The organism is Mycobacterium sp. EPa45 (assembly GCF_001021385.1).
Lineage (GTDB): Bacteria > Actinomycetota > Actinomycetes > Mycobacteriales > Mycobacteriaceae > Mycobacterium.
Genome location: NZ_CP011773.1, coordinates 2,977,842 through 2,995,554, shown reverse-complemented (window position 1 = coordinate 2,995,554; position 17,713 = coordinate 2,977,842). Strand labels below are relative to the sequence as shown.

The following is a 17,713-nucleotide window of genomic DNA, read 5'->3' as shown; positions in this document are numbered from 1 at the left end:
GTAGCCGCGGCAACTCAGGGTCGAGCGGACAATCGTGCGGGCAGGGCCGGGTCTCCGGCACTCCAGAACCGTTGCCACGATTCCATTCGCTGGGGCATGGCGGCACGAAGCGGGAAATCGGCGGGCCACCGGATGAATTCCGGGCCGGGGCGTTCGGTGACGTCGACCGAGTACCAGGGATGTTCGCGTCGCTTGACGAAAAACCACCGGCCGTCCCTGCGTTCGTAAACGTCGTCGTACCGCATGGTGATGACATACCAGCCGTCGCCGTCTTCGTGCTCGGCTCTGCAGTACACCGAGCCGGTGGCATGATCGCTGTCGAGGAAATCGAACTGGTGACCGCAGATCAGATGGATGCTTCGGTAGAACCGCCGGAGCACGCGGTCGTACCAGCGCTCCAACGCGTCTCTGCCGCGGCCTTCGGTCCCGGCTTCGACATCGTCGACGAACAGCTCCACCAGCGCATCGACGTCACGGGAATCGAGCGCGATCGCGTACCGGCTGGGCAACTGGGCCAGGGCGAGACTCGATTCGATCCGATCGAGACGCGCCGCCAGAGCGTCGTCTTCCATACCGTCCACCGGCCCAGTGTAAGGGCCATTGGCAGCATACGAGAACAAGTATTCTCGTGTTCGGTAGAGTTTCCAGTCATGCCCTTTCCTGCCATCACCCCAACCGTTCCGGCGTTGGTGCGATCGAGCGCGGCACGCTTCGGCGCCAAAACCTTCCTCATCGCCGGGGAAGAGCAGCTCAGCTACGCCGAGCTGGACCTGCGGTCGGCCCAGTTGGCTGCGCAGCTGCTGGCCCTCGGCATCGGAAAACGTGACCATGTCGGCATCCTGATGCCCAATAGCGTGGAGTGGGTCCTCGCGTGGTTCGCCGCCACCCGCATCGGTGCGGTCGCGGTTCCACTCAACACCTTCTACAAGGCTTCCGAATTGGCTTGGACCACGCAGCATGCCGATCTGCAGGCGATCCTCGCGTGGAGTTCGTTCCGCAATCAGGACTTCGTGAAGCTTCTCGAAGAGGCGCTGCCCGGACTCGCTGAACTGGCGACACCAGGACGCATCACCGTGCCGGGGGCACCGTATTTGCGCACTATCGCGGTCTGGGGCAACAGCGACCGGCCGTGGATCACTCCATTGCCCAACGCGCTGCCCGACGGCATCGACGCGAACTTTCTGCTGGACGCGGAAGCCTGCGTCACGCCAGCCGACGACGCGATGATCATCTACACGTCGGGCAGCACCGGCGACCCCAAGGCGCCCGTGCACAGCCACGGCGCGCTGGTTCGGCACACGTACAACCTCACGTTCCATTACGGCGTCGCGCCCGACACGGTGATGTTCACCGCCATGCCGTTCTTTTGGGTCGGGGGGCTGATCACCGGAGTGCACGCGGTGATCCACCATGGCGCGACCCTGGTCACGCAGCCCGCGTTCGATGCGGCCGAGGCTCTCGAGCTCATCGAAAAGCACCGCGCCACGATCACACTGGGTTGGCCGCAGCAGGGCAAGACACTCGCCGAGCATCCGGACTTCCCGAAGCGAGATATGAGTTCGGTGCAACGAACCAGCATGCCCGCCATGGTCGCGCCAGAGCGGCGGCCGAAAGGCCCGAATGCTCTTGGAATGACAGAACTGTGCGGAAACCACATCGGGGTGGACCCGTATCCAGCGCAACCGCACGATCGAGCCGAGACAGGCGGCTACTCCATCGACGGACTGACCCACCTGCTGGTGGACCCCCAGACCCTCGAACCTGTTCCCGTCGGCACCGCCGGCGAAATCTGGGTGCGCGGGTATTCGATGATGCAGCGCTTGTACAAGCGTGAGCGCGAGGACGTCTTCACACCCGACGGCTACTACCGCACCGGCGATTGCGGAGTGCAATACGACGACGGGTGGATCAAGTACACCGGCCGTCTCGGCGATCTCATCAAGACGGGAGGCGGTACCAACGTCACGCCGAGTGAGGTCGAACAGGCATTGTCGGCGTGCGACGGAGTTCTCGAGGCGTACGTCGTGGGCGCGGAGGATGGCCAGCATGGGACCGTCGTCGCCGCCGCGGTCGTGCCCCGCGGATCCACGGTCCTGGACGGCGACGAGTTACGTACCCAGGTTCGGTCCATGCTGTCGGCCTACAAGGTCCCCAAGTTCATCTGGATCACGACGAAGGCGGAACTGCCCTTCACGGCGACCGGGAAGGTCAAGAAGGCCGATCTCGCCGGTCAGTTGAGCCGGCTACTCACCGCCCGCTGAGTGAACTTCGCTCGCTCACGGCAAGTTCGTTTCGAGAAATGTCAGCGGGATCCCAAGGAAAGGAACCGCTTTCACTTCGGTCACCTCAAAGCCATCGCCCTCGACGTGCTGACGAAAATCCGACTTCACGCCGTGCCGCGCCGCGATGTGCTCAGCGGCATCACAATCCGCTACCCGCACGACAGCGGAGAACAACCCGTCGCCGTGGCGCGCCAGGAAATCAGCGGCAGTCCCAGGTCCGGTCGGTGCTGCCGCCGTCGGTGAGATGAGCTCAAAACCGCGGTCCCAGTCGAGCCGAACCTGCAAGCCCAATTCAGCGTGCTCGAACGCCTGAAACTGGAAACCCAGGTCGGTGAGGTAGTTCGCCGCATCGTCAAGACGCTCTGGCGCCAGCGCGAACACAACATGATGCAACAGGGGCAGTGGAGGCGACGGTGTCATAGGGCAACTCTATTTCCGATGTGAAATCAATGTTCTCGTTTGACGTCAATGATTATTCTCACTCCGGTAGATTCCACGCGTGGCACTCGAACAGTTTCAACTCGACGGACAAGTGGCGATCGTGACGGGCGCCGGGCGCGGCGTCGGAGAAGGAATAGCCAAGGTGCTCGCCGAGGCCGGCGCCACAGTCGTCGGCACCGCCCGCACCTCATCGGAGGTCGAAGAGACCATCGAGGCGATCCGGGCCGCGGGCGGCACCGGTGTTGCCATCACCGCCGACGCCCTCCAGCGCGAGGACAGCGAACGCGTGGTTCAGACCGCCGTCGACGAATTCGGCCGCATCGACATCCTGATCAACAACGTGGGCTTCGCGACGTACGGTCCGTTCCTGCGCCTCACCGACGAGAACCTGCGCAACACCTTCGACTACTGCGTCACCTCCGCGTTCATCATGAGTCAACTCGTGGTGCCCCATATGCTGACGGTTGGTCGCGGTTCGATCGTCAACATCTCCTCGGGTGCAGGCCGATTCGGCATCCGTGGACTGCTGCCCTATTCCGTCGCCAAGGGCGGTCTGGAGGCACTCACCCGCGCAATGGCGCAGGAACTGGCGCCGAAGATCCGGGTGAACGCCATCGCGCTCGGCGCGTTTATGACGACTGGTCTGCAGTCCAGCTTCGACCTCATGCCCGGATCCGAGGAGAAGCTCAAGGAACTGACCCCGTTGCACCGCGTCGGCGATGTGGCAGATCTCGGACGTCTCGCCCTATACCTGTCGACCCGCGACTGTTACGCGACGAGTTCCGTTTTCGTCGTCGACGGCGGCCTGCAAGGACCTAATTCGTCGCTTCCCATCCCCGATCTATGACACCCGAGGAGCAGAACACCGTGAATGACAGGCCCTTGAGGGTTGCCGTGATCTCCACCGGCTGGATCAGCAGTGTGGCGATACGCTCGATCGTCCGCCGGCCGCACCTCGAACTGGTCGGGGTGTGGGTGCACAGCCCGGACAAAACGGGGCGCGACGCCGGGGAGATCGTTGGGCTCGGACCGATCGGGGTGACGACCACCAACGACCTCGATGACATTATCGCGCTCAAGCCCGACTGCGTCATTTACGGCGCTGCCAGCGCGGAAATGGATGCCGCGGCGGTGCGGGATTATGTGCGACTGTTGAACGAAGGCCTCAACGTCGTCACCACCAACACTCCCGGAATGATGTTCCCCGACAGGTGGATTCCCGAGCTCGCCGATCAAGTCCGCGCCGCGGCACTGGCGAATGGTGTCACCATCTACACCTCCGGTATCGAGCCGGGCTTTGCGGGTGATCAGTTCGCCGTGCTGTTGACGACGCTGTCGAACACCATCCGGTCCATTCGCGCGCAAGAGATCTTCGACTACTCGGCTTACCCGAACCGGGACCTGATGGTCACCGCCATGGGATTCGGTGAGCCTCTCGACTTCACCCCGTTGCTCGAACTCGAGGGCGCGCAGCAGTTCGCCTGGGGCCCGCCGATCGGTTATGTCGCCAAGGCACTCGGCGTCGAGATCGAACGGGTCGAAGAGAAGTACGAACGCGTGCTGACGCCACGGGATCTGCATGTCGCGTGCGGCACCATTCCCGCCGGGACCGTAGGCGCCGTGCGCGCCGAGACCAGCGCCATCATCAATGGCCATCCCGTGATCACGATTGAGCACATCAATCGGATGGCCCCCGACTTGGCACCGGAATGGGCGACGGCACCCAACGGCACCTATCGCTTGATCATCGAGGGCAGTCCGCACATGCAGTGCGACTTGCGACTGGGCACAGAGGACACCGCAGAGTCGGCCAACGACAACGCGATGGAGGCGACGGCAATGCGGGTCGTCAACGCGATCCCCTACGTCGTCGACGCCGCCCCCGGCATCGCGACCTCGCTGGATCTGCCCATCACGGCACCGCAGGGTGCACTCGACCTCGGCTAGTCACACGGTGAACATCGGGCCGCGGGGCGCACCCCTGACTTCATTGCCGCCATCGATTGCGAAGCTCTGCCCAGTCACCCAGCTCGACTCGGGGCCGGCGAGATAGCGGATCGCCGGGGCGATGTCGTCGGAAACGCCGAGCCGCCCCAACGGAACCCGCTCCAAGAAGCTGGTCGTCAGCTCCGGCAGGTGGATGTAGCCCTGAGTGGTCGCGGCCTCGGTGAGCCCCGGGCGCACCGCATTGACGCGAATTCGCTTCGGGCCGAGTTCTGATGCTGCCACGCGGATGAGCATCTCCAACGCTGCCTTGCCAGCCGAATAATGGCCGAGCCCGTCCATCGGAATGTGCGACGACGTGGACGACACGAACACGATCGACCCGCCGTCGGTCATCAGCGGCGCCGAGTAACGCAGCGCCAGAAAGTTCGACCGCAGGTTGCCCATGACGAAGTTGGTGAAGGTGTCCAGGTCTTGCTCCACCAGCGGCCCGGTACCACCGGATGCGACTGTGCCGACGACGATGTCGAGACGTCCCGCAACCGCATGCGCGGCCTCCGCCGCGGCCTTGACCGTCTCCTCGTCCTCCGGGTCGCCCTTCTGGATCACAACGTGCGCATCCGGCGCCCCCTCGATGATCTCTGCGCGAGTAGCCTCCAACCGCGTAGAGGAGCGGCCCAACAAAAAGAGTGTGGCGCCATCAGCGGCAAGCAGCTTCGCGCTCGCCTTCGCGATGCCCGCCGAAGCCCCGAGGATGAAAGCAGTACGACGGTCGAGAGTTCCCATGGGGGGAGGTTACCGATGCCGAGAGTGATAGCTCTCCAATTTCGAGAAGATTCGTTATCGGGCTGGGGTAGGTTAGCGCCATGCCGGACATGACGGGCCGAGTTGCCTTGATCACGGGAGCCGCTCGCGGACAGGGTCGTGCGCACGCGATGCGGCTCAGCGCCGACGGTGCCGACGTCATCCTGATCGACGTCGCAGGCCCGCTCCCGCCGTCTGTGCCCTACGACTCGGCGACCCCCGCCGATCTGGCGGAGACCGCGAGGCTGGTCACCGCCAATGGTCGGCAAGCCGTCACCGCGGCGGTCGACACGCGCGACCACGACGCCCTGTGCGCCGCTGTCGACGATGCCGTGGCCGAGCTCGGTCGCCTCGACGTGATCGTCGCCAACGCAGGTATCTGCGTGCCTGCTCCGTGGGATCAAGTGTCCCCGAGTGACTTCCGAGACGTTATCGACGTCAACCTGGTCGGGACGTGGAACACGGTGATGGCCGGCGCCAAGCACGTGATCGCGGGTGGCCGCGGCGGTTCTATCATCCTCGTCGGGTCGGCGGCCGGCATCACCTACGAGCCATTCATGATCGCCTATACCGCAAGCAAGCACGCCGTTGTCGGCCTGGCACGTGCATTCGCCGCCGAGCTCGGCAAGTACGACATCCGAGTGAACAGCCTCAATCCGGGTTCAGTCGCGACGCCGATGGGTACCGGCCGGATGCTGGACGCCATGGCTGAGGCTGCCAGTTCGAATCCGGCCCTGCACAACGGATTCGGAAAGCAACTGATTCCCAACGCCGTCACGATGCCCGAAGACGTGGCGAATGCCGTGGCCTGGTTGGCCTCGGATGAATCGCGCTACGTCACCGCATCCGCCATGTGCATCGACGTGGGAGCCACTCAAGGCTGAGCCATCAGTCTCCGGCCAGCGACGCCAGCATCCGGGCTAACTCGACCGGCCGAGCGAAGAACGGTGAATGCCCGCTGTCGAACTCGATCAACTCCGCGCCGATTCGATCCGCGTTGCGCCTCGCCCAGCAAGCCCCGACCGCCCGGTCGTCGGACAGGAGCATGTAGGTCGACGGCGTGTCCGGCCAGACTTCGACGGGGCACGGCTCGACAAACACCGTGAACGACTGGTGTCGCATGTCCTGAAACGCAGGCTGCGCGAGGTCGATCGGACAGTCGTGATAGAACCCGGCGTGCACGGTCTCCCAGCTCAGACCGAAGGGGCCGGTTCCTCCCGGCTGTGGGTCGGGAAACGTGATGGCGTCCGGATTGCCGGACAGGTGATCAGCGAAAGGTGTCGCGGGAACCGGCAACAGGCCCCCGACGAACACCATTCTCCGCACGGACCGCATGCTGGCGATGACAGGCAGGATCAAGCCGCTGATCGAATGGCCCACCACGATGATGTCACTCGACGCGCCTGCCGCGGCATCGACCGCGCTCACGGCCAACTCTGCCCACTCACGCGCGCCGGCGGCGTCGTCGTCCACCGGCAGGTCCGGCGCCACCGTGGCGTGCCCGAGGCGATGAAGCTCCTCGCGAACCGCGTCCCAAGAAGAGCCACGGTGCATCCCGCCGTGCAGGAGTGCGAACAGTGTCATGGCTTCGGCCGCAGCGCACCGAATCGTGGCTGGCCCAACCCGATCCGGACCAGGTGGTGCATGACGATCGATGGGGTTACTCGGCCCATGACTCTGAACACCTTCGCATCGAGTGCGGAGCCGCGGTGCGAAATCGGTTGTTTATCCCGCTCCAGGGCGCGCGCCAGCGTCCGTGCGAACTGTTCAGGAGAGTTGGCAATACTCACCGCGGCACGTCCACGCCGCTCCATCCTGGGATGTTGCGGGCCGTAGGGCCCGGAGTCGTTCCGGTACACCGGCGAGCCGTCGGCCGTGATGTCGGTGCGATACGTACCGGCAAGCAGAATCGTCACGCCAAGGCCGTACGGCGCGATTTCAGATGCCAACGACTCGGCCCAGCGTTCGACAGCTGCCTTGCTCGCCGAGTAGACCGACGCCAGCGGCATACCGCGAACAGCACCGGTGCTCGACACCACGACGATCCGTCCGCGCCCAGCCTCGCGCATCGCAGGCAACAGCGCGTTGGTCAACGCGGCAGGAGCGAAGACGTTGGTGGTGAACACCCTGTTCCACTCCCCGGCGGGAGTCTCCTCGACAAATCCGGCGACCGCGACTCCGGCGTTGTGCACCAATGCATCCGGCACACCCACGCGGCCTAGGATCGCCGCCGCTGAAGAGACCGAGTCCGCGTCGAGGAGGTCGAGGTCCAACCCGATGAGGCGGTCGTCGTCTTCATCGGCGCCCGTCGCCTGCCTGAGGGTCTTCAGGCCGACTCCCACCGAACGTATCTCGGCGACCACTTGTCAACCGCGACGATACATTTCGACGGCGGAGGCCAGGCCCAGTCCGCGACCGGCTCCGGTGATCACAACCACGCGGCGTCCGGTCATCGGTTGCCCGCAGACTGCCGGGTGACGAGCAACGGGCCTGCCAACGGCGCCGAGATCAACCCTGGTTGGGCGGCAACGACTTCCGGTATCGCGTTCACCGCGGCCATCGCGGTGGCCGTGATGCCCGGATTGACCGCGCCGGGGGCCGGTTCGAAGTTCAACGCCAGGTTCATGCTGGGTGATCCCTTGACGCGGAAGATCATTCCTCCATCGCCGTCCCCGACCGGCCGCGGCCAGCGATCCGGCCACGGCGTGGACGAGACAGTCGCGAAGTATTGCACCGACACCACCGGACGGCCCGCGACGACACCCGCCAGTTGCCAGCGGTGTGCACACACCGTGCCCTCGCGGATGACACCGACCGCCGTCGTCAAATCCGTCGGCGCGAGCAACGTCTCCCAATCCAGCTCGACGGCGTCGAGGGTGAACCCGAGAATATCCGCGATGTACCGCACGACCGTCTCCCAGTCGGCGTTGACTTTGCCGGACGCGATACGCGCAGGTACGTGACCGTCGGGCTTGCCGAAACCCATCGACTCGTGCAACACGTCCCAGATCGGGTAGGACACGTCGAGGTCCACCGCATACTCATCCATGCGGTACGACTCGACGCTGCCTGCCCCGGTCAAGAGCGCGGTCGGGATGTTGAGGCTGATGAACCCCGGTTCGCTGCCCGTCGCGTAGAAGGTCGAGCCGCCGGCCGTGGCCGCGCTTTCCAGGGTCTGACGCCAATTCTCCGGCGCTGCAGGCGGATACACCAGCGGTATCGTCGAGATAGTGACGACGTTGATCCCGGCGTCAAGATACCTCGCCATATCGGCGACGGCCTCGGTCTCACGACGAACAGCGGTGGCGCAGTAGCAGACACAGTCAGGGGCGAGCGCGATGACCGCTGCCGAGTCGTCGGTGGCGAGAACGCCGACATCCGGCACACCACACAGCCGGCCGGCGTCCACGCCGACCTTGTCTTGCGACGACACCAACACTGCGACGAGTCTGAGAGCGGGGTCGTTGATGATCGCACGAAGCGCTTCCCGACCGGTCAACCCGGTTCCCACATGGACAACCCGGTATTTACGATCATCGGGGCTCATCGGAAGAACGGCCCTGGCTTGCCGGCCTCTTCGAGATGGCCGTAGGGGTCGTACACCTTCACATTTGGGTACGGGTTCTGGTCGTAGGCGGGCCTGGACAGACCGGCTGTCCGCAACCCCGCCAGAACCGCGAGCGGAATCCCGAAGGACAGCAGACCCACGGCGACCGACACCAGCAGCTGCCGCGTCAGGGTCACCGTCGATCGTCCGGCCCGCGCCGGCAGCCACCGCGCGATGCGCGTGATGAGGATCAGCTCATCGTTGTCGTAGCGAACGCACATGACGGCGACCATGGCGAAAATGAAGGAGTCGTAGACCGCCATGATCAGCGGGAAGTACACATGGCCGAGCTGCACGACCGGCCCAACGGCCTCGGTATAGAAGAAAATGCCGGCCCTCATCCAGGTGGTCTGGATGAGGAAGTTTATCGGGATGGCGATCAGGAAAGCGCCGGTGAACACCCTCATCAGACGATGCCGGGCCAGCCAGCCGACGCGCCGCAGGACCGGATCCAGCAGGCGATCATGCAGTTGCAGGAAGCCGAGTCCGTTGAGGAGGTAGTACGCGGCATACCCGCCGAGGAACGACAGGGCCGGTTCCAGGTTCGGCGAGATGTTGACGTACGGCCACGTCAACGGAAAGTGCAACATCCGCGGGTCGAAGATCGCGAACGTGGCCCAGTTCGCAAGTGGGTCAAGCACTCCGGTAATCAGACCCGCGAAGGCGATGACCACCGCCCAGTGCACTCTGCGTCGACGCACGGACAGCCACACCAGAACGCCGATCAGGCCGATCGCCATCGGAATCGAGCTGAGCCCGACGGCCAGCGGCCAGTTGTCGAACCCGAGGAACGGCGGATAGGGCTTCGGGCCCGGGTGGGGATTGGTCCGCAGCGGGTCGCCGTGCAGTCCGGTCTGCAGGGTCGCGATCGTCACCACCGCGAAGATCAGATAGGCGGCGGTGAACAGGCCCCACCCGATACGCGCCGGCCAGGGCGACTGCGCTGCCTCATCGCCGGATTGCGAATCCGCCGGTGATTCAGCGATATCGGTCACTGCACACTCACCGGGAGGCTCGCCCAACCCCGGACGCTTGTCGTGTGGGCGCGTGTGGCCCTGGTGTAGTCGACCTCCCAGTCCGGCCAACGCGAGAGGACTTCCTCGAGCGCAACCCGGGCTTGCACCCGCGCCAACGCGGCCCCGAGGCAGAAGTGGATACCGTGGCCGAAGCTCAGATGTGCGGCGCGGCGCCGGATGTCGAAGCGGTCGGCATCCGGAAACTGGCGTTCGTCACGATTCGCCGAGCCGTTGATCAGCAGCATCACCGATTTTTCGGGGACCGTGCGGCCGTACAGTTCGACGTCGCGTGCCACGTACCGGGCCTGCACCGGCGACGGCGCCTCGTAGCGCAGCACCTCCTCGACGGCGTTCGGGATCAAACTGAAGTCCGCCGCGAGCTCGCGGCGCTGGTTCGGATGGTCGGAGAGCAGCTGTCCCGCGAATCCAAGGAGACGTGTGGTGGTCTCGTTACCAGCGCCGACGATGGTCCCCGCGTAGGTCAGCGCCTCGCCCCGCGTCAGCCGGCGACGAGTACCGTCGGGCTCGTCCACCTCAGCGTTGACGAGCTCGGTCATGAGGTCGTCGGATGGATGGTCGTAGCGCCAGTCGATGAACTCCTGGAGCACCGAAGTGGCCTGCGACAACATGTCCGCTGCGACGTCGGTGGGTGCCCCGGCGTCGAGGTTCAACATCTTGTCGGTGTTCCTGCGAATGGCCACCTGCCGGTCCTCGGGAATGCCGAGCAGGTACCCGATGGTGCGCATCGGCATCCACGCACCAAGATCGGCGATGAAGTCGAAGGTGTCGGCATCGGCCAACGGCTCCAGCGCCCGGCGGCAGAACTCCCGCGCCAGAGGCTCTATGGCCGCCATCCGGCGCGGGGTGAACACCCCGGACAGCAGCCTGCGGTGGAGGTCGTGAATCGGCGGGTCCTCGAACAGGATGATGCCGGGCGGAACCTCGACGCCGTTGAGGAGGACCTCGATGATGGTGCCCTGGCCCGACCGGTAGTCCTGCCAGTTCACCAGCTCGCGAGCGACGTCGGTGTGCCTGCTCAGCGCGTAGAAGCCGTATTTTTCGTTGTGGTAGAGCGGTGCGGAGTCGCGCAGCTGCTTCCAGACGGGATAGGGGTTGTCGTCGATCTCGAAGTCGAATGGGTCGTAGTACGGTTCAACATTCACCGTGTAGGTCACCCAACGAGAATAGGCGTTTTCCACTCTCGAGAGAACAATTTCTCGCAATCGGCGGCTGACAATCAGCCCGCGGGCATGCCGCTACTACCCCGTATCACGGGCATGTTCGTCCAGGCTCCCCGGTCGTCTCGGTACCAGCCGGCAGCCGCCAGCGCGCCACCGTCGGCGTGCACGACCGTGCCTGACACCCATGCCGCCAGCGGGCTCGCAAGGAACAGCACACATCCCGCGATGTCTTCCGGCTTACCGAACCGCCCCAACGGAATCCAACGTGGAATGTTGTGCCGTTGAGTCGGGTGGATCATTGTGTCGAGGGGCACCTGCGCGCTATCGGTGGTCTCGGGTGCGACCGCGTTCACGCGGATTCCCTCCGGCCCGAGCTCGAGGGCCAAACTCATGGTGAAGCCGGTCAGCGCGGCTTTGAACGCTCCGTACACGGTAAAGCCGGGAATGCCGCGGTGCGCCTCGATCGAGGTCACGTTGACGATGCTGGCCCCCTCACCCGCGGCGCGCAGCAATGGCAGCATCGCACGGGTGACCGTGAAGACGTGCCCGAGGTTGATCCGGTAGATCTCATCGATCTGCTCGTCGGTGACGTTTTCGAATCTCATCGGCCTCGTCACGAAGTGGCCGACGTTGTTGACCAGCACATCAAGTCGGCCGTAGCGGCCACCGATCATCGCGGCGAGCGCCCCAACATCGGCCGCCGATGCCGCATCGCCTCGCACCACCTCGATTTCACGCTCCAAAGCCAGGCCAGCGGCCCTGTCGGAGTCGACTTCCAGGACGACCACCGAAGCCCCGGATGCCGCGAATGCCGATGCAGTCGCCCGTCCGATCCCTGCGCCCCCGCCCGTCACCAGAACGACTTTGCCGCTGAAGTCGAGCACGTTGGCCTCCCCGTTGAGAACACTTATTCTCACATGCGAGAATGGCTTGCACGTTAATGCAGACCCTACTTTCGAGTGCGAAAACGGAGGAAGTGCACGATGGCTCGCGCCACCCTCCGCACGTACGTCTTCGCCGTTGAGTTCTGCACTCCGCAACCGGGCAATGTGTGGCCGGTGCTGCAGCGCCACCACGAGAGCCTGGTCGACTTAGGGGCGCGGTACGCGTTCGTCTACGAATCGGTCGTGAAGCCGGGGCACGTCTTCGTCATCATCGGCGTCCGGACCGAGCAACCGCTGCTGAATCTTCTGCGCTCGCGCTACATCTTCGAATGGTTCGATGCTGTCGGCGTTTCCGACATTCCCGGTGTGTTCGCCGGCGAGACTGTTGAACGGTTCGACATCGGTCCACCTCCCCCTCAGGGCAGCGAACTCGTCGTCGCCGCCGTCACGCCGGTCCCCGCCGTCGACGCCTTCATGAGTCGCATCCGCGCGTCCGTGGACGAATTCGCGGCCGCGGGAATCCGGCGGACGGTCGTCTACCGAGCCTTCGACAGCCCGAACGAACTGATGTTCCTCCAGCAACTCGCCGACGCAGACCTGGCAGTCAAGTGGGCAGAGCGATCCGACGTCGCGTCCACGTGGTTGGCGGCGGCGGGCGTGGGCGTCTATCCACCGGTCTTCGTCGGCCGTATTGTCAACTCGCTGCGGATGACCGAACCCCACGGATGGGGCCGACGCTGATGTATGTGTGCCTCTGCGTCGGGATCACCAGCGATGTGGTTTCGCGGGTCGTGACGACGGGTGCCAGGACATGCAACGAAGTGGCCGATGCCTGCGGCGCGGGCTCCGAGTGTGGGCGGTGCCGGCGCACCATCCGATCCATCATCGAGTCGTCGAGCATAACGGCGGGCAAGAGGAGAAAGCAATGACCGATCGACATTCGAACATCTCCGGAATGCGGATGCTGGTCATCGGCTCCTCCTCGGGGATTGGGCGCGCGTTGGCACGCGCGGCCAGTGCGCGGGGAGCGAAAGTGGCCGTGGCCGCGCGGCGAGTAGATGTGCTCGAGAAGATCGCTGCCGAAATCGACGGTACAGCCTACAAACTCGACGTATCCGATCCGCGCGCAATCGAATCCGTGCTCGCCGAGGTTGCGGAGTCGTTCGGTGAGATCGACGCGGTTGTCTTCACCAGTGCCGCCGTACCGTTCGCACTCATCGAGGACACTGACGTCAGCACGTGGCTGCACACCTACGCCGTCAATGCTGTTGGCGCCTCGCACGTTTTGCGCTCGGCGCTGCCTCACCTCGCCGACGACGCGGTGATCCTTGTCGCCTCCAGTCACGATGTGGGCAGACCCCGCGCGGGAGTCGCGGCCTATCACGCCAGCAAGGCGGCGCTCGACGAGATCCTGCATTCCTGGCGCGCCGAGCACCCTGAGCTTCCCGTGATCCGAGTGAGCGTGGGGCCGACTGACGATACCGAGATCCTGCGCGGAGCCGATCGAGACCTCCTTGCCGATCTCTACCGGGCGTGGGCGCGAGAGGCCCAGATCCCGGTCACGATGTCGGCGGTGGACGATGTGGCGAACGCCATGTTGTCCTTTATCGCGGTGGCGCGCGCGAACCCGTCGGTGGTCAGTGACGTCGTACACCTGACGCCACGAGTACCCCGGCGTCGCACCATATCGAATGGAGCTGTGCAGTAATGGATCTCGGACTGAGCGGAGCGACTGCGGTCGTGACCGGTGGTAGTAAGGGTATGGGTCTCGCGATCGCCGAGTGTCTCGGTTCGGAGGGCGCATCGGTCGCGATCATGGCACGCGGCCGCGAAGCGCTCGACAGCGCAGCGAACCGCGTGCGCACCGCCGGCGCACCCGACGTGCTGGCCGTCAGCGTCGACATGGCCGACGCCGCTTCGATTGCAAACGGTTTCGCGTCTGTGCATGCGGCCTGGGAACAGCTGAACATCCTGATCCACACCGTCGGACCCGATGCGGGGACGTTCGAGGACCTCGACGACGACGCCTGGCATGCTGCCTTCGACATGGGAACCATGTCGGCGGTCCGATCGGTTCGCTCCGCGCTGCCCATGCTGCGGGCCGCCGAGTGGGCTAGGATCGTGACGTTGTCGGCCCACTCCATTCAACGGCAGAGTCCGCGGCTCGTCGCGTACACGGCTAGCAAGGCGGCGCTGTCGAGCCTCACGAAGAATTTGTCGAAGAGCCTGGGCCCCGAAGGCATCCTGGTCAACTGCGTCTGCCCCGGCACCATCGTGACCGCGAGCTTCACCGAGATCTTGCGTGACACTTTGGCCGCGGAGGGGTTCGATTCGGCTGACGAACACGACGTGATGCGATGGGTAGAGAAGACCTACGGACACCCGTGCGATCTGGGCCGAGCAGGCGTGCCTGAGGAGATCGCTTCGGCCACCGTCTATCTGGCGTCCCGGCGCAACGGTTATGTGACGGGTGCGACCATAAACGTCGACGGCGGTTCGGATTTCATCTGACCTCGCTTCAGCCCTTCTTGGCCATCTGATCGGCTGCGGTGTCGGCCCACTGCGCGTTGTGACGCCCCATCGCCATCGCTCCGCTCCAGCCGCCGTCGGTCCACAACACCGTCCCACCGACGTAGCTCAGCCGTGGACTACCCAGGCACACCAACGGCCACGCCTGCTCCTCAGCCGTCGCGTACCGGCCAACCGGGCCGATGGCGTCGTCGACCGTCTCCTTGCCCATCAGGTCCTGAAACGCCGGCATCATCGCGGTCTCGGTAGGTCCAGGATTGATGGCGTTGATGCGAATTCCCCTGCGGCCCAGTTCGGGATACCACCAGCCGACCCAGGCGTCGATGACGTACTTGGAGTAGGCGTAACCGCTCCACGACCACTTCTTCTCGTTCTCCCGCAACCAGTCGACGGCGGCATCGAAACCGTCGGTCTCCAGCAGTGTTGTGATGACCTTGATGTGGTCCTGCCAACCGATCGCCGCCGATGACGAGATCACGCTGATCGCCGAGCCCTGCGACATCTTGGGTACCAGCTGCTCCGCGAGATGACGAGCTCCGACGAAGTTGACCAGGATGGTGTCCCATTCGCTGAACGGCGGACCGGGCAGGCCTGCACAGCTGAACAGTCCGTCGATGGGCCCGTCGATGGAAGCGGCCACCTTCTCGATATCCGCGCGGTCCCGTAGGTCGATCTGCAACGAACGCGCGCCCGACACGCTGGCGGGCCTGATGTCCAGCGCGGTGACGTTAGCGCCGAGGTCGACGAGGATCTGCGCGGTTGCCTGCCCCATCCCGGATGCGGCGCCGGTCACGATTACCGATTTGCCCTCATAGCCCAATACGTCCTTCATGACGGCCAACCCTTCACGGTCATCGAGAATTCGATATCGCCTTTATTGAGAACAGACGTTATCACCCGGTTAGAGTGAGGTCGTGGAGAAGCGGCGATTGCGCGTGATCCAGTGGGCCACCGGCGCGGTGGGCACCGAGTTGGTCACCACCATCCTCGACCATCGGCCCGATCTCGAGATCGTCGGCGCTCGTGTCTACTCGGACAAGAAGGACGGCGTCGACGTCGGGATTCTGGTCGGGCGCGATCCGATCGGGGTCGCCGCCACCGCCGACGTTGACAAGATTCTGGCTTTAGATGCGGATTGCGTGCTGTACGCGCCGTCGTTCACCAATCTCGACGACGTCTGCGCACTGCTGGCGGGCGGAAAAAACGTTGCCACCGTCTCGTTCCTGTTCCACCCCCGGCGCATTCCCGAGGCGGACCGTGCCCGCCTGGTTGAAGCTTGCCGCTCGGGCAACAGCACGATTCACGGCAGCGGCCTGAACCCCGGCAATCTCTCTGGCGTCTTGCCGCTGGCGCTGTCGGGGATGAGCCGAACCATCGACAAATTCACCCTTCAGGAACGGGCCGACTGGTCGCTGTGGGAATCCACCGACATCACTTTCGACGGCATGTGGTTCGGGCGGCCTCCCGAGGACGTCACGCCGACCGCCAACGACTTCCTGTCGTTCAACACCCGGCTGTTCACCGAGCAGACCTGGTTCATCGCTGACACCCTCAACGCGGCGATCGACGATGTCCGCGTGTCCGTCGAAGCCGTCCCCGCGACAAAGGATTTCCAGATCTTCGAGCACACCGTCGTCAAGGGCACCACCGCAGGCCAGCGCTGGCGGTTCGTCGGCAGCCGCCGTGGTGACGATCTCATCGAGTTCGAGACCCTGTGGACCGTCGGCGGTGAGTACCCCGAGCACTGGCCCAAGCCTGACGACGGTTGGACACTGACGCTCGAAGGCGATCCCTCGATGCGAACGCACTTCTTCTGTCTGGCCAGTTTCACCCGGCCTGCGTCGGTCGAAGAGCACGTGCGCGCGGGATTGATCGCCGTCGCGATGCAGGTGCTGAACGCGGTGCCCGCGGTGTGCGCGGCGCCCCCCGGCTTCGCCACGATGGCAGACCTGCCGCTGATCCGCAGCTACACCGGATTCGGCGATCGGCTCTGAAAGGGCCCGATGGTCGACAGGTCGAACAATCCCGGTTCGGCTGCGATGACGGCGGGTATCGCGTTGATCGCATGCATCGCCGTGGCCAGACATCCCTGCTTGGCGTGGTCCTCGTCGTGCGTACCGATGACGAGGTGGAGACGCATGTTCGGTTCGCCCTCGAAGACCACCTCGTAACCGATCTCGGTCGGCCAATCGGGAGCGAGGTCATCGGCCATCCGGGTCAGATGCTCCACCGAAATTGTCGTCGCTCCGCAGTCGACGACGACGCCGAAGCGCATGGCACCGACGGTGCCGGCGGGGATCTCGCCTGCCGCAACGCTCAACGCACGCGGTGTCGTCGCGACCTCGCGGTATCCCTGGATATCACGAACCTCGAGACCGAGCGCCTGAGCCAGGACCGTCGCGCTGCCGACCCACGCGCTGGCAGCGTACTCGGGATTGGACAGCAACGGTGTCGTGTCCTCGGGAGGAAAGCCGAAGCCCATCGCATTGAAGATCAGATCATTGCTGGCATACGTCGAGTAGTTGAGCACCTCGCGGACGTTGATGCGCTCGGCGCTCTGGGTGAGGCGGGCGAGCACCGGCCCGAGCGACTCACCGATGAATCCTGGATACAGCCCGAGCCCCAGAAACGTCGAACCACCTGTGCGACAGGCCCCTTCGATAGCGTCCGCGAAAGACTCGTGCAAGGACCGCGGGTGGATGAACCTGCTACCCGTCGCCACGACGTTCTTCCCGGAAGCCAACAGGTCACAGACATCGGCATAACAGCCGGGAGTATCGGTTTCGACCTTGCCCATATAAAGCACCACGTCGGCGTCAGTGTTGATCACCGCTTCGCGATCGTCGGTCGCAACGACGCCTGTCCCTGCCGCACCGCATAACGTTCCGGCGTCGACACCTGATTTGGCCGGGTCGTAGACGCGCACGCCGACGAGCTCCAGGTCTGGTCGCCCGATCACGTGGCGAAGCGCGATTGTTCCGGTAACGCCGGTGGCCCATTGTATTACGCGTGTCATCAGTCTGAT

At 64.6% G+C, this 17,713-nt stretch carries 20 protein-coding genes; 9 read left to right on the top strand and 11 right to left on the bottom strand.

The genetic code is table 11. From position 1 onward, the window contains the following. Nucleotides 1-14: 14 nt before the first annotated feature. Nucleotides 15-572 (bottom strand): nuclear transport factor 2 family protein, encoded by a 558-nt coding sequence (locus AB431_RS14225; protein ID WP_047333416.1) that lies wholly within the window; start codon nucleotides 570-572, stop codon nucleotides 15-17. Nucleotides 573-650: 78 nt separating this feature from the next. Here AB431_RS14225 and AB431_RS14220 point away from each other — a divergent pair, with 78 nt between their 5' ends. After that, a complete protein-coding gene (locus tag AB431_RS14220) occupies nucleotides 651-2,261 on the top strand; it encodes a class I adenylate-forming enzyme family protein (RefSeq protein WP_047330469.1) in 1,611 nt (536 codons plus the stop codon). A 15-nt stretch (nucleotides 2,262-2,276) separates the two neighbouring features. Here AB431_RS14220 and AB431_RS14215 read toward each other — a convergent pair whose 3' ends face one another. Continuing rightward, nucleotides 2,277-2,702 (bottom strand): VOC family protein, encoded by a 426-nt coding sequence (locus AB431_RS14215; RefSeq protein ID WP_047330468.1) that lies wholly within the window; start codon nucleotides 2,700-2,702, stop codon nucleotides 2,277-2,279. Between the two features lie 79 nt (nucleotides 2,703-2,781). Here AB431_RS14215 and AB431_RS14210 point away from each other — a divergent pair, with 79 nt between their 5' ends. Both AB431_RS14210 and AB431_RS14205 read left to right on the top strand, forming a co-directional pair. Further along, nucleotides 2,782-3,570, top strand: a complete 789-nt coding sequence (locus AB431_RS14210; RefSeq protein WP_047330467.1) for an SDR family NAD(P)-dependent oxidoreductase — start codon at nucleotides 2,782-2,784, stop codon at nucleotides 3,568-3,570. A gap of 65 nt (nucleotides 3,571-3,635) precedes the next feature. After that, a complete protein-coding gene (locus AB431_RS14205; protein ID WP_082135896.1) occupies nucleotides 3,636-4,670 on the top strand; it encodes a dihydrodipicolinate reductase in 1,035 nt (344 codons plus the stop codon). Here AB431_RS14205 and AB431_RS14200 read toward each other — a convergent pair whose 3' ends face one another. Continuing rightward, nucleotides 4,671-5,453 carry an SDR family NAD(P)-dependent oxidoreductase gene (locus AB431_RS14200; RefSeq protein WP_047330465.1) on the bottom strand — a complete coding sequence of 261 codons (783 nt, stop codon included), beginning with the start codon at nucleotides 5,451-5,453 and terminating at the stop codon, nucleotides 4,671-4,673. Between the two features lie 80 nt (nucleotides 5,454-5,533). Between AB431_RS14200 and AB431_RS14195 the strand changes: the two genes are divergently transcribed. Beyond that, the gene (locus AB431_RS14195) at nucleotides 5,534-6,355 is read left to right on the top strand and encodes a mycofactocin-coupled SDR family oxidoreductase (protein WP_369803046.1); all 822 of its coding nucleotides are present in this window, start codon (nucleotides 5,534-5,536) and stop codon (nucleotides 6,353-6,355) included. Nucleotides 6,356-6,359: 4 nt separating this feature from the next. Here AB431_RS14195 and AB431_RS14190 read toward each other — a convergent pair whose 3' ends face one another. From AB431_RS14190 to AB431_RS14165, 6 genes are all read right to left on the bottom strand, one after another. After that, nucleotides 6,360-7,055 carry an alpha/beta hydrolase gene (locus AB431_RS14190; RefSeq protein ID WP_047330464.1) on the bottom strand — a complete coding sequence of 232 codons (696 nt, stop codon included), beginning with the start codon at nucleotides 7,053-7,055 and terminating at the stop codon, nucleotides 6,360-6,362. After that, the gene (locus AB431_RS14185) at nucleotides 7,052-7,813 is read right to left on the bottom strand and encodes an SDR family NAD(P)-dependent oxidoreductase (protein WP_369803044.1); all 762 of its coding nucleotides are present in this window, start codon (nucleotides 7,811-7,813) and stop codon (nucleotides 7,052-7,054) included. The genes AB431_RS14190 and AB431_RS14185 overlap by 4 nt, the downstream gene beginning before the upstream one ends. A 107-nt stretch (nucleotides 7,814-7,920) precedes the next feature. Then, entirely contained in the window at nucleotides 7,921-9,018 is a 1,098-nt protein-coding gene (locus AB431_RS14180) for a dihydrodipicolinate reductase (RefSeq protein WP_200902725.1), read from the bottom strand. Continuing rightward, nucleotides 9,015-10,073: a spirocyclase AveC family protein gene (locus tag AB431_RS14175; RefSeq protein ID WP_047330463.1), complete on the bottom strand. Its 1,059-nt coding sequence runs from the start codon at nucleotides 10,071-10,073 to the stop codon at nucleotides 9,015-9,017. Before AB431_RS14175 ends, AB431_RS14180 begins: the two co-directional genes overlap by 4 nt. Further along, on the bottom strand, nucleotides 10,070-11,269 hold the full coding sequence (locus AB431_RS14170; RefSeq protein ID WP_047330462.1) for a cytochrome P450: 1,200 nt from the start codon (nucleotides 11,267-11,269) through the stop codon (nucleotides 10,070-10,072). The genes AB431_RS14175 and AB431_RS14170 overlap by 4 nt, the downstream gene beginning before the upstream one ends. A gap of 62 nt (nucleotides 11,270-11,331) precedes the next feature. Then, entirely contained in the window at nucleotides 11,332-12,159 is an 828-nt protein-coding gene (locus AB431_RS14165) for an SDR family NAD(P)-dependent oxidoreductase (RefSeq protein WP_047330461.1), read from the bottom strand. Nucleotides 12,160-12,258: 99 nt separating this feature from the next. Between AB431_RS14165 and AB431_RS14160 the strand changes: the two genes are divergently transcribed. From AB431_RS14160 to AB431_RS14145, 4 genes are read left to right on the top strand one after another with little or no spacing between them, the layout of a single operon-like run. Continuing rightward, nucleotides 12,259-12,900, top strand: coding sequence for a hypothetical protein (locus AB431_RS14160; RefSeq protein WP_047330460.1), 642 nt, complete (start codon nucleotides 12,259-12,261; stop codon nucleotides 12,898-12,900). Then, nucleotides 12,900-13,088 (top strand): bacterioferritin-associated ferredoxin, encoded by a 189-nt coding sequence (locus tag AB431_RS14155; RefSeq protein ID WP_047333413.1) that lies wholly within the window; start codon nucleotides 12,900-12,902, stop codon nucleotides 13,086-13,088. Before AB431_RS14160 ends, AB431_RS14155 begins: the two co-directional genes overlap by 1 nt. Then, complete coding sequence (locus tag AB431_RS14150; RefSeq protein WP_047330459.1) at nucleotides 13,085-13,867, top strand: SDR family oxidoreductase; 783 nt, start codon at nucleotides 13,085-13,087, stop codon at nucleotides 13,865-13,867. The genes AB431_RS14155 and AB431_RS14150 overlap by 4 nt, the downstream gene beginning before the upstream one ends. Next, nucleotides 13,867-14,670, top strand: coding sequence for an SDR family NAD(P)-dependent oxidoreductase (locus AB431_RS14145; RefSeq protein ID WP_047330458.1), 804 nt, complete (start codon nucleotides 13,867-13,869; stop codon nucleotides 14,668-14,670). The genes AB431_RS14150 and AB431_RS14145 overlap by 1 nt, the downstream gene beginning before the upstream one ends. A 7-nt stretch (nucleotides 14,671-14,677) precedes the next feature. Here the strand turns inward: AB431_RS14145 and AB431_RS14140 are convergent, their stop codons facing one another. Continuing rightward, complete coding sequence (locus tag AB431_RS14140) at nucleotides 14,678-15,520, bottom strand: SDR family oxidoreductase (RefSeq protein ID WP_047330457.1); 843 nt, start codon at nucleotides 15,518-15,520, stop codon at nucleotides 14,678-14,680. Between the two features lie 82 nt (nucleotides 15,521-15,602). Between AB431_RS14140 and AB431_RS14135 the strand changes: the two genes are divergently transcribed. Next, nucleotides 15,603-16,682, top strand: coding sequence for a dihydrodipicolinate reductase (locus AB431_RS14135; protein ID WP_047330456.1), 1,080 nt, complete (start codon nucleotides 15,603-15,605; stop codon nucleotides 16,680-16,682). Here AB431_RS14135 and AB431_RS14130 read toward each other — a convergent pair. Beyond that, entirely contained in the window at nucleotides 16,655-17,704 is a 1,050-nt protein-coding gene (locus AB431_RS14130) for a dihydrodipicolinate reductase (protein ID WP_047330455.1), read from the bottom strand. The genes AB431_RS14135 and AB431_RS14130 overlap by 28 nt on opposite strands. Between the last annotated feature and the right edge of the window lie 9 nt (nucleotides 17,705-17,713).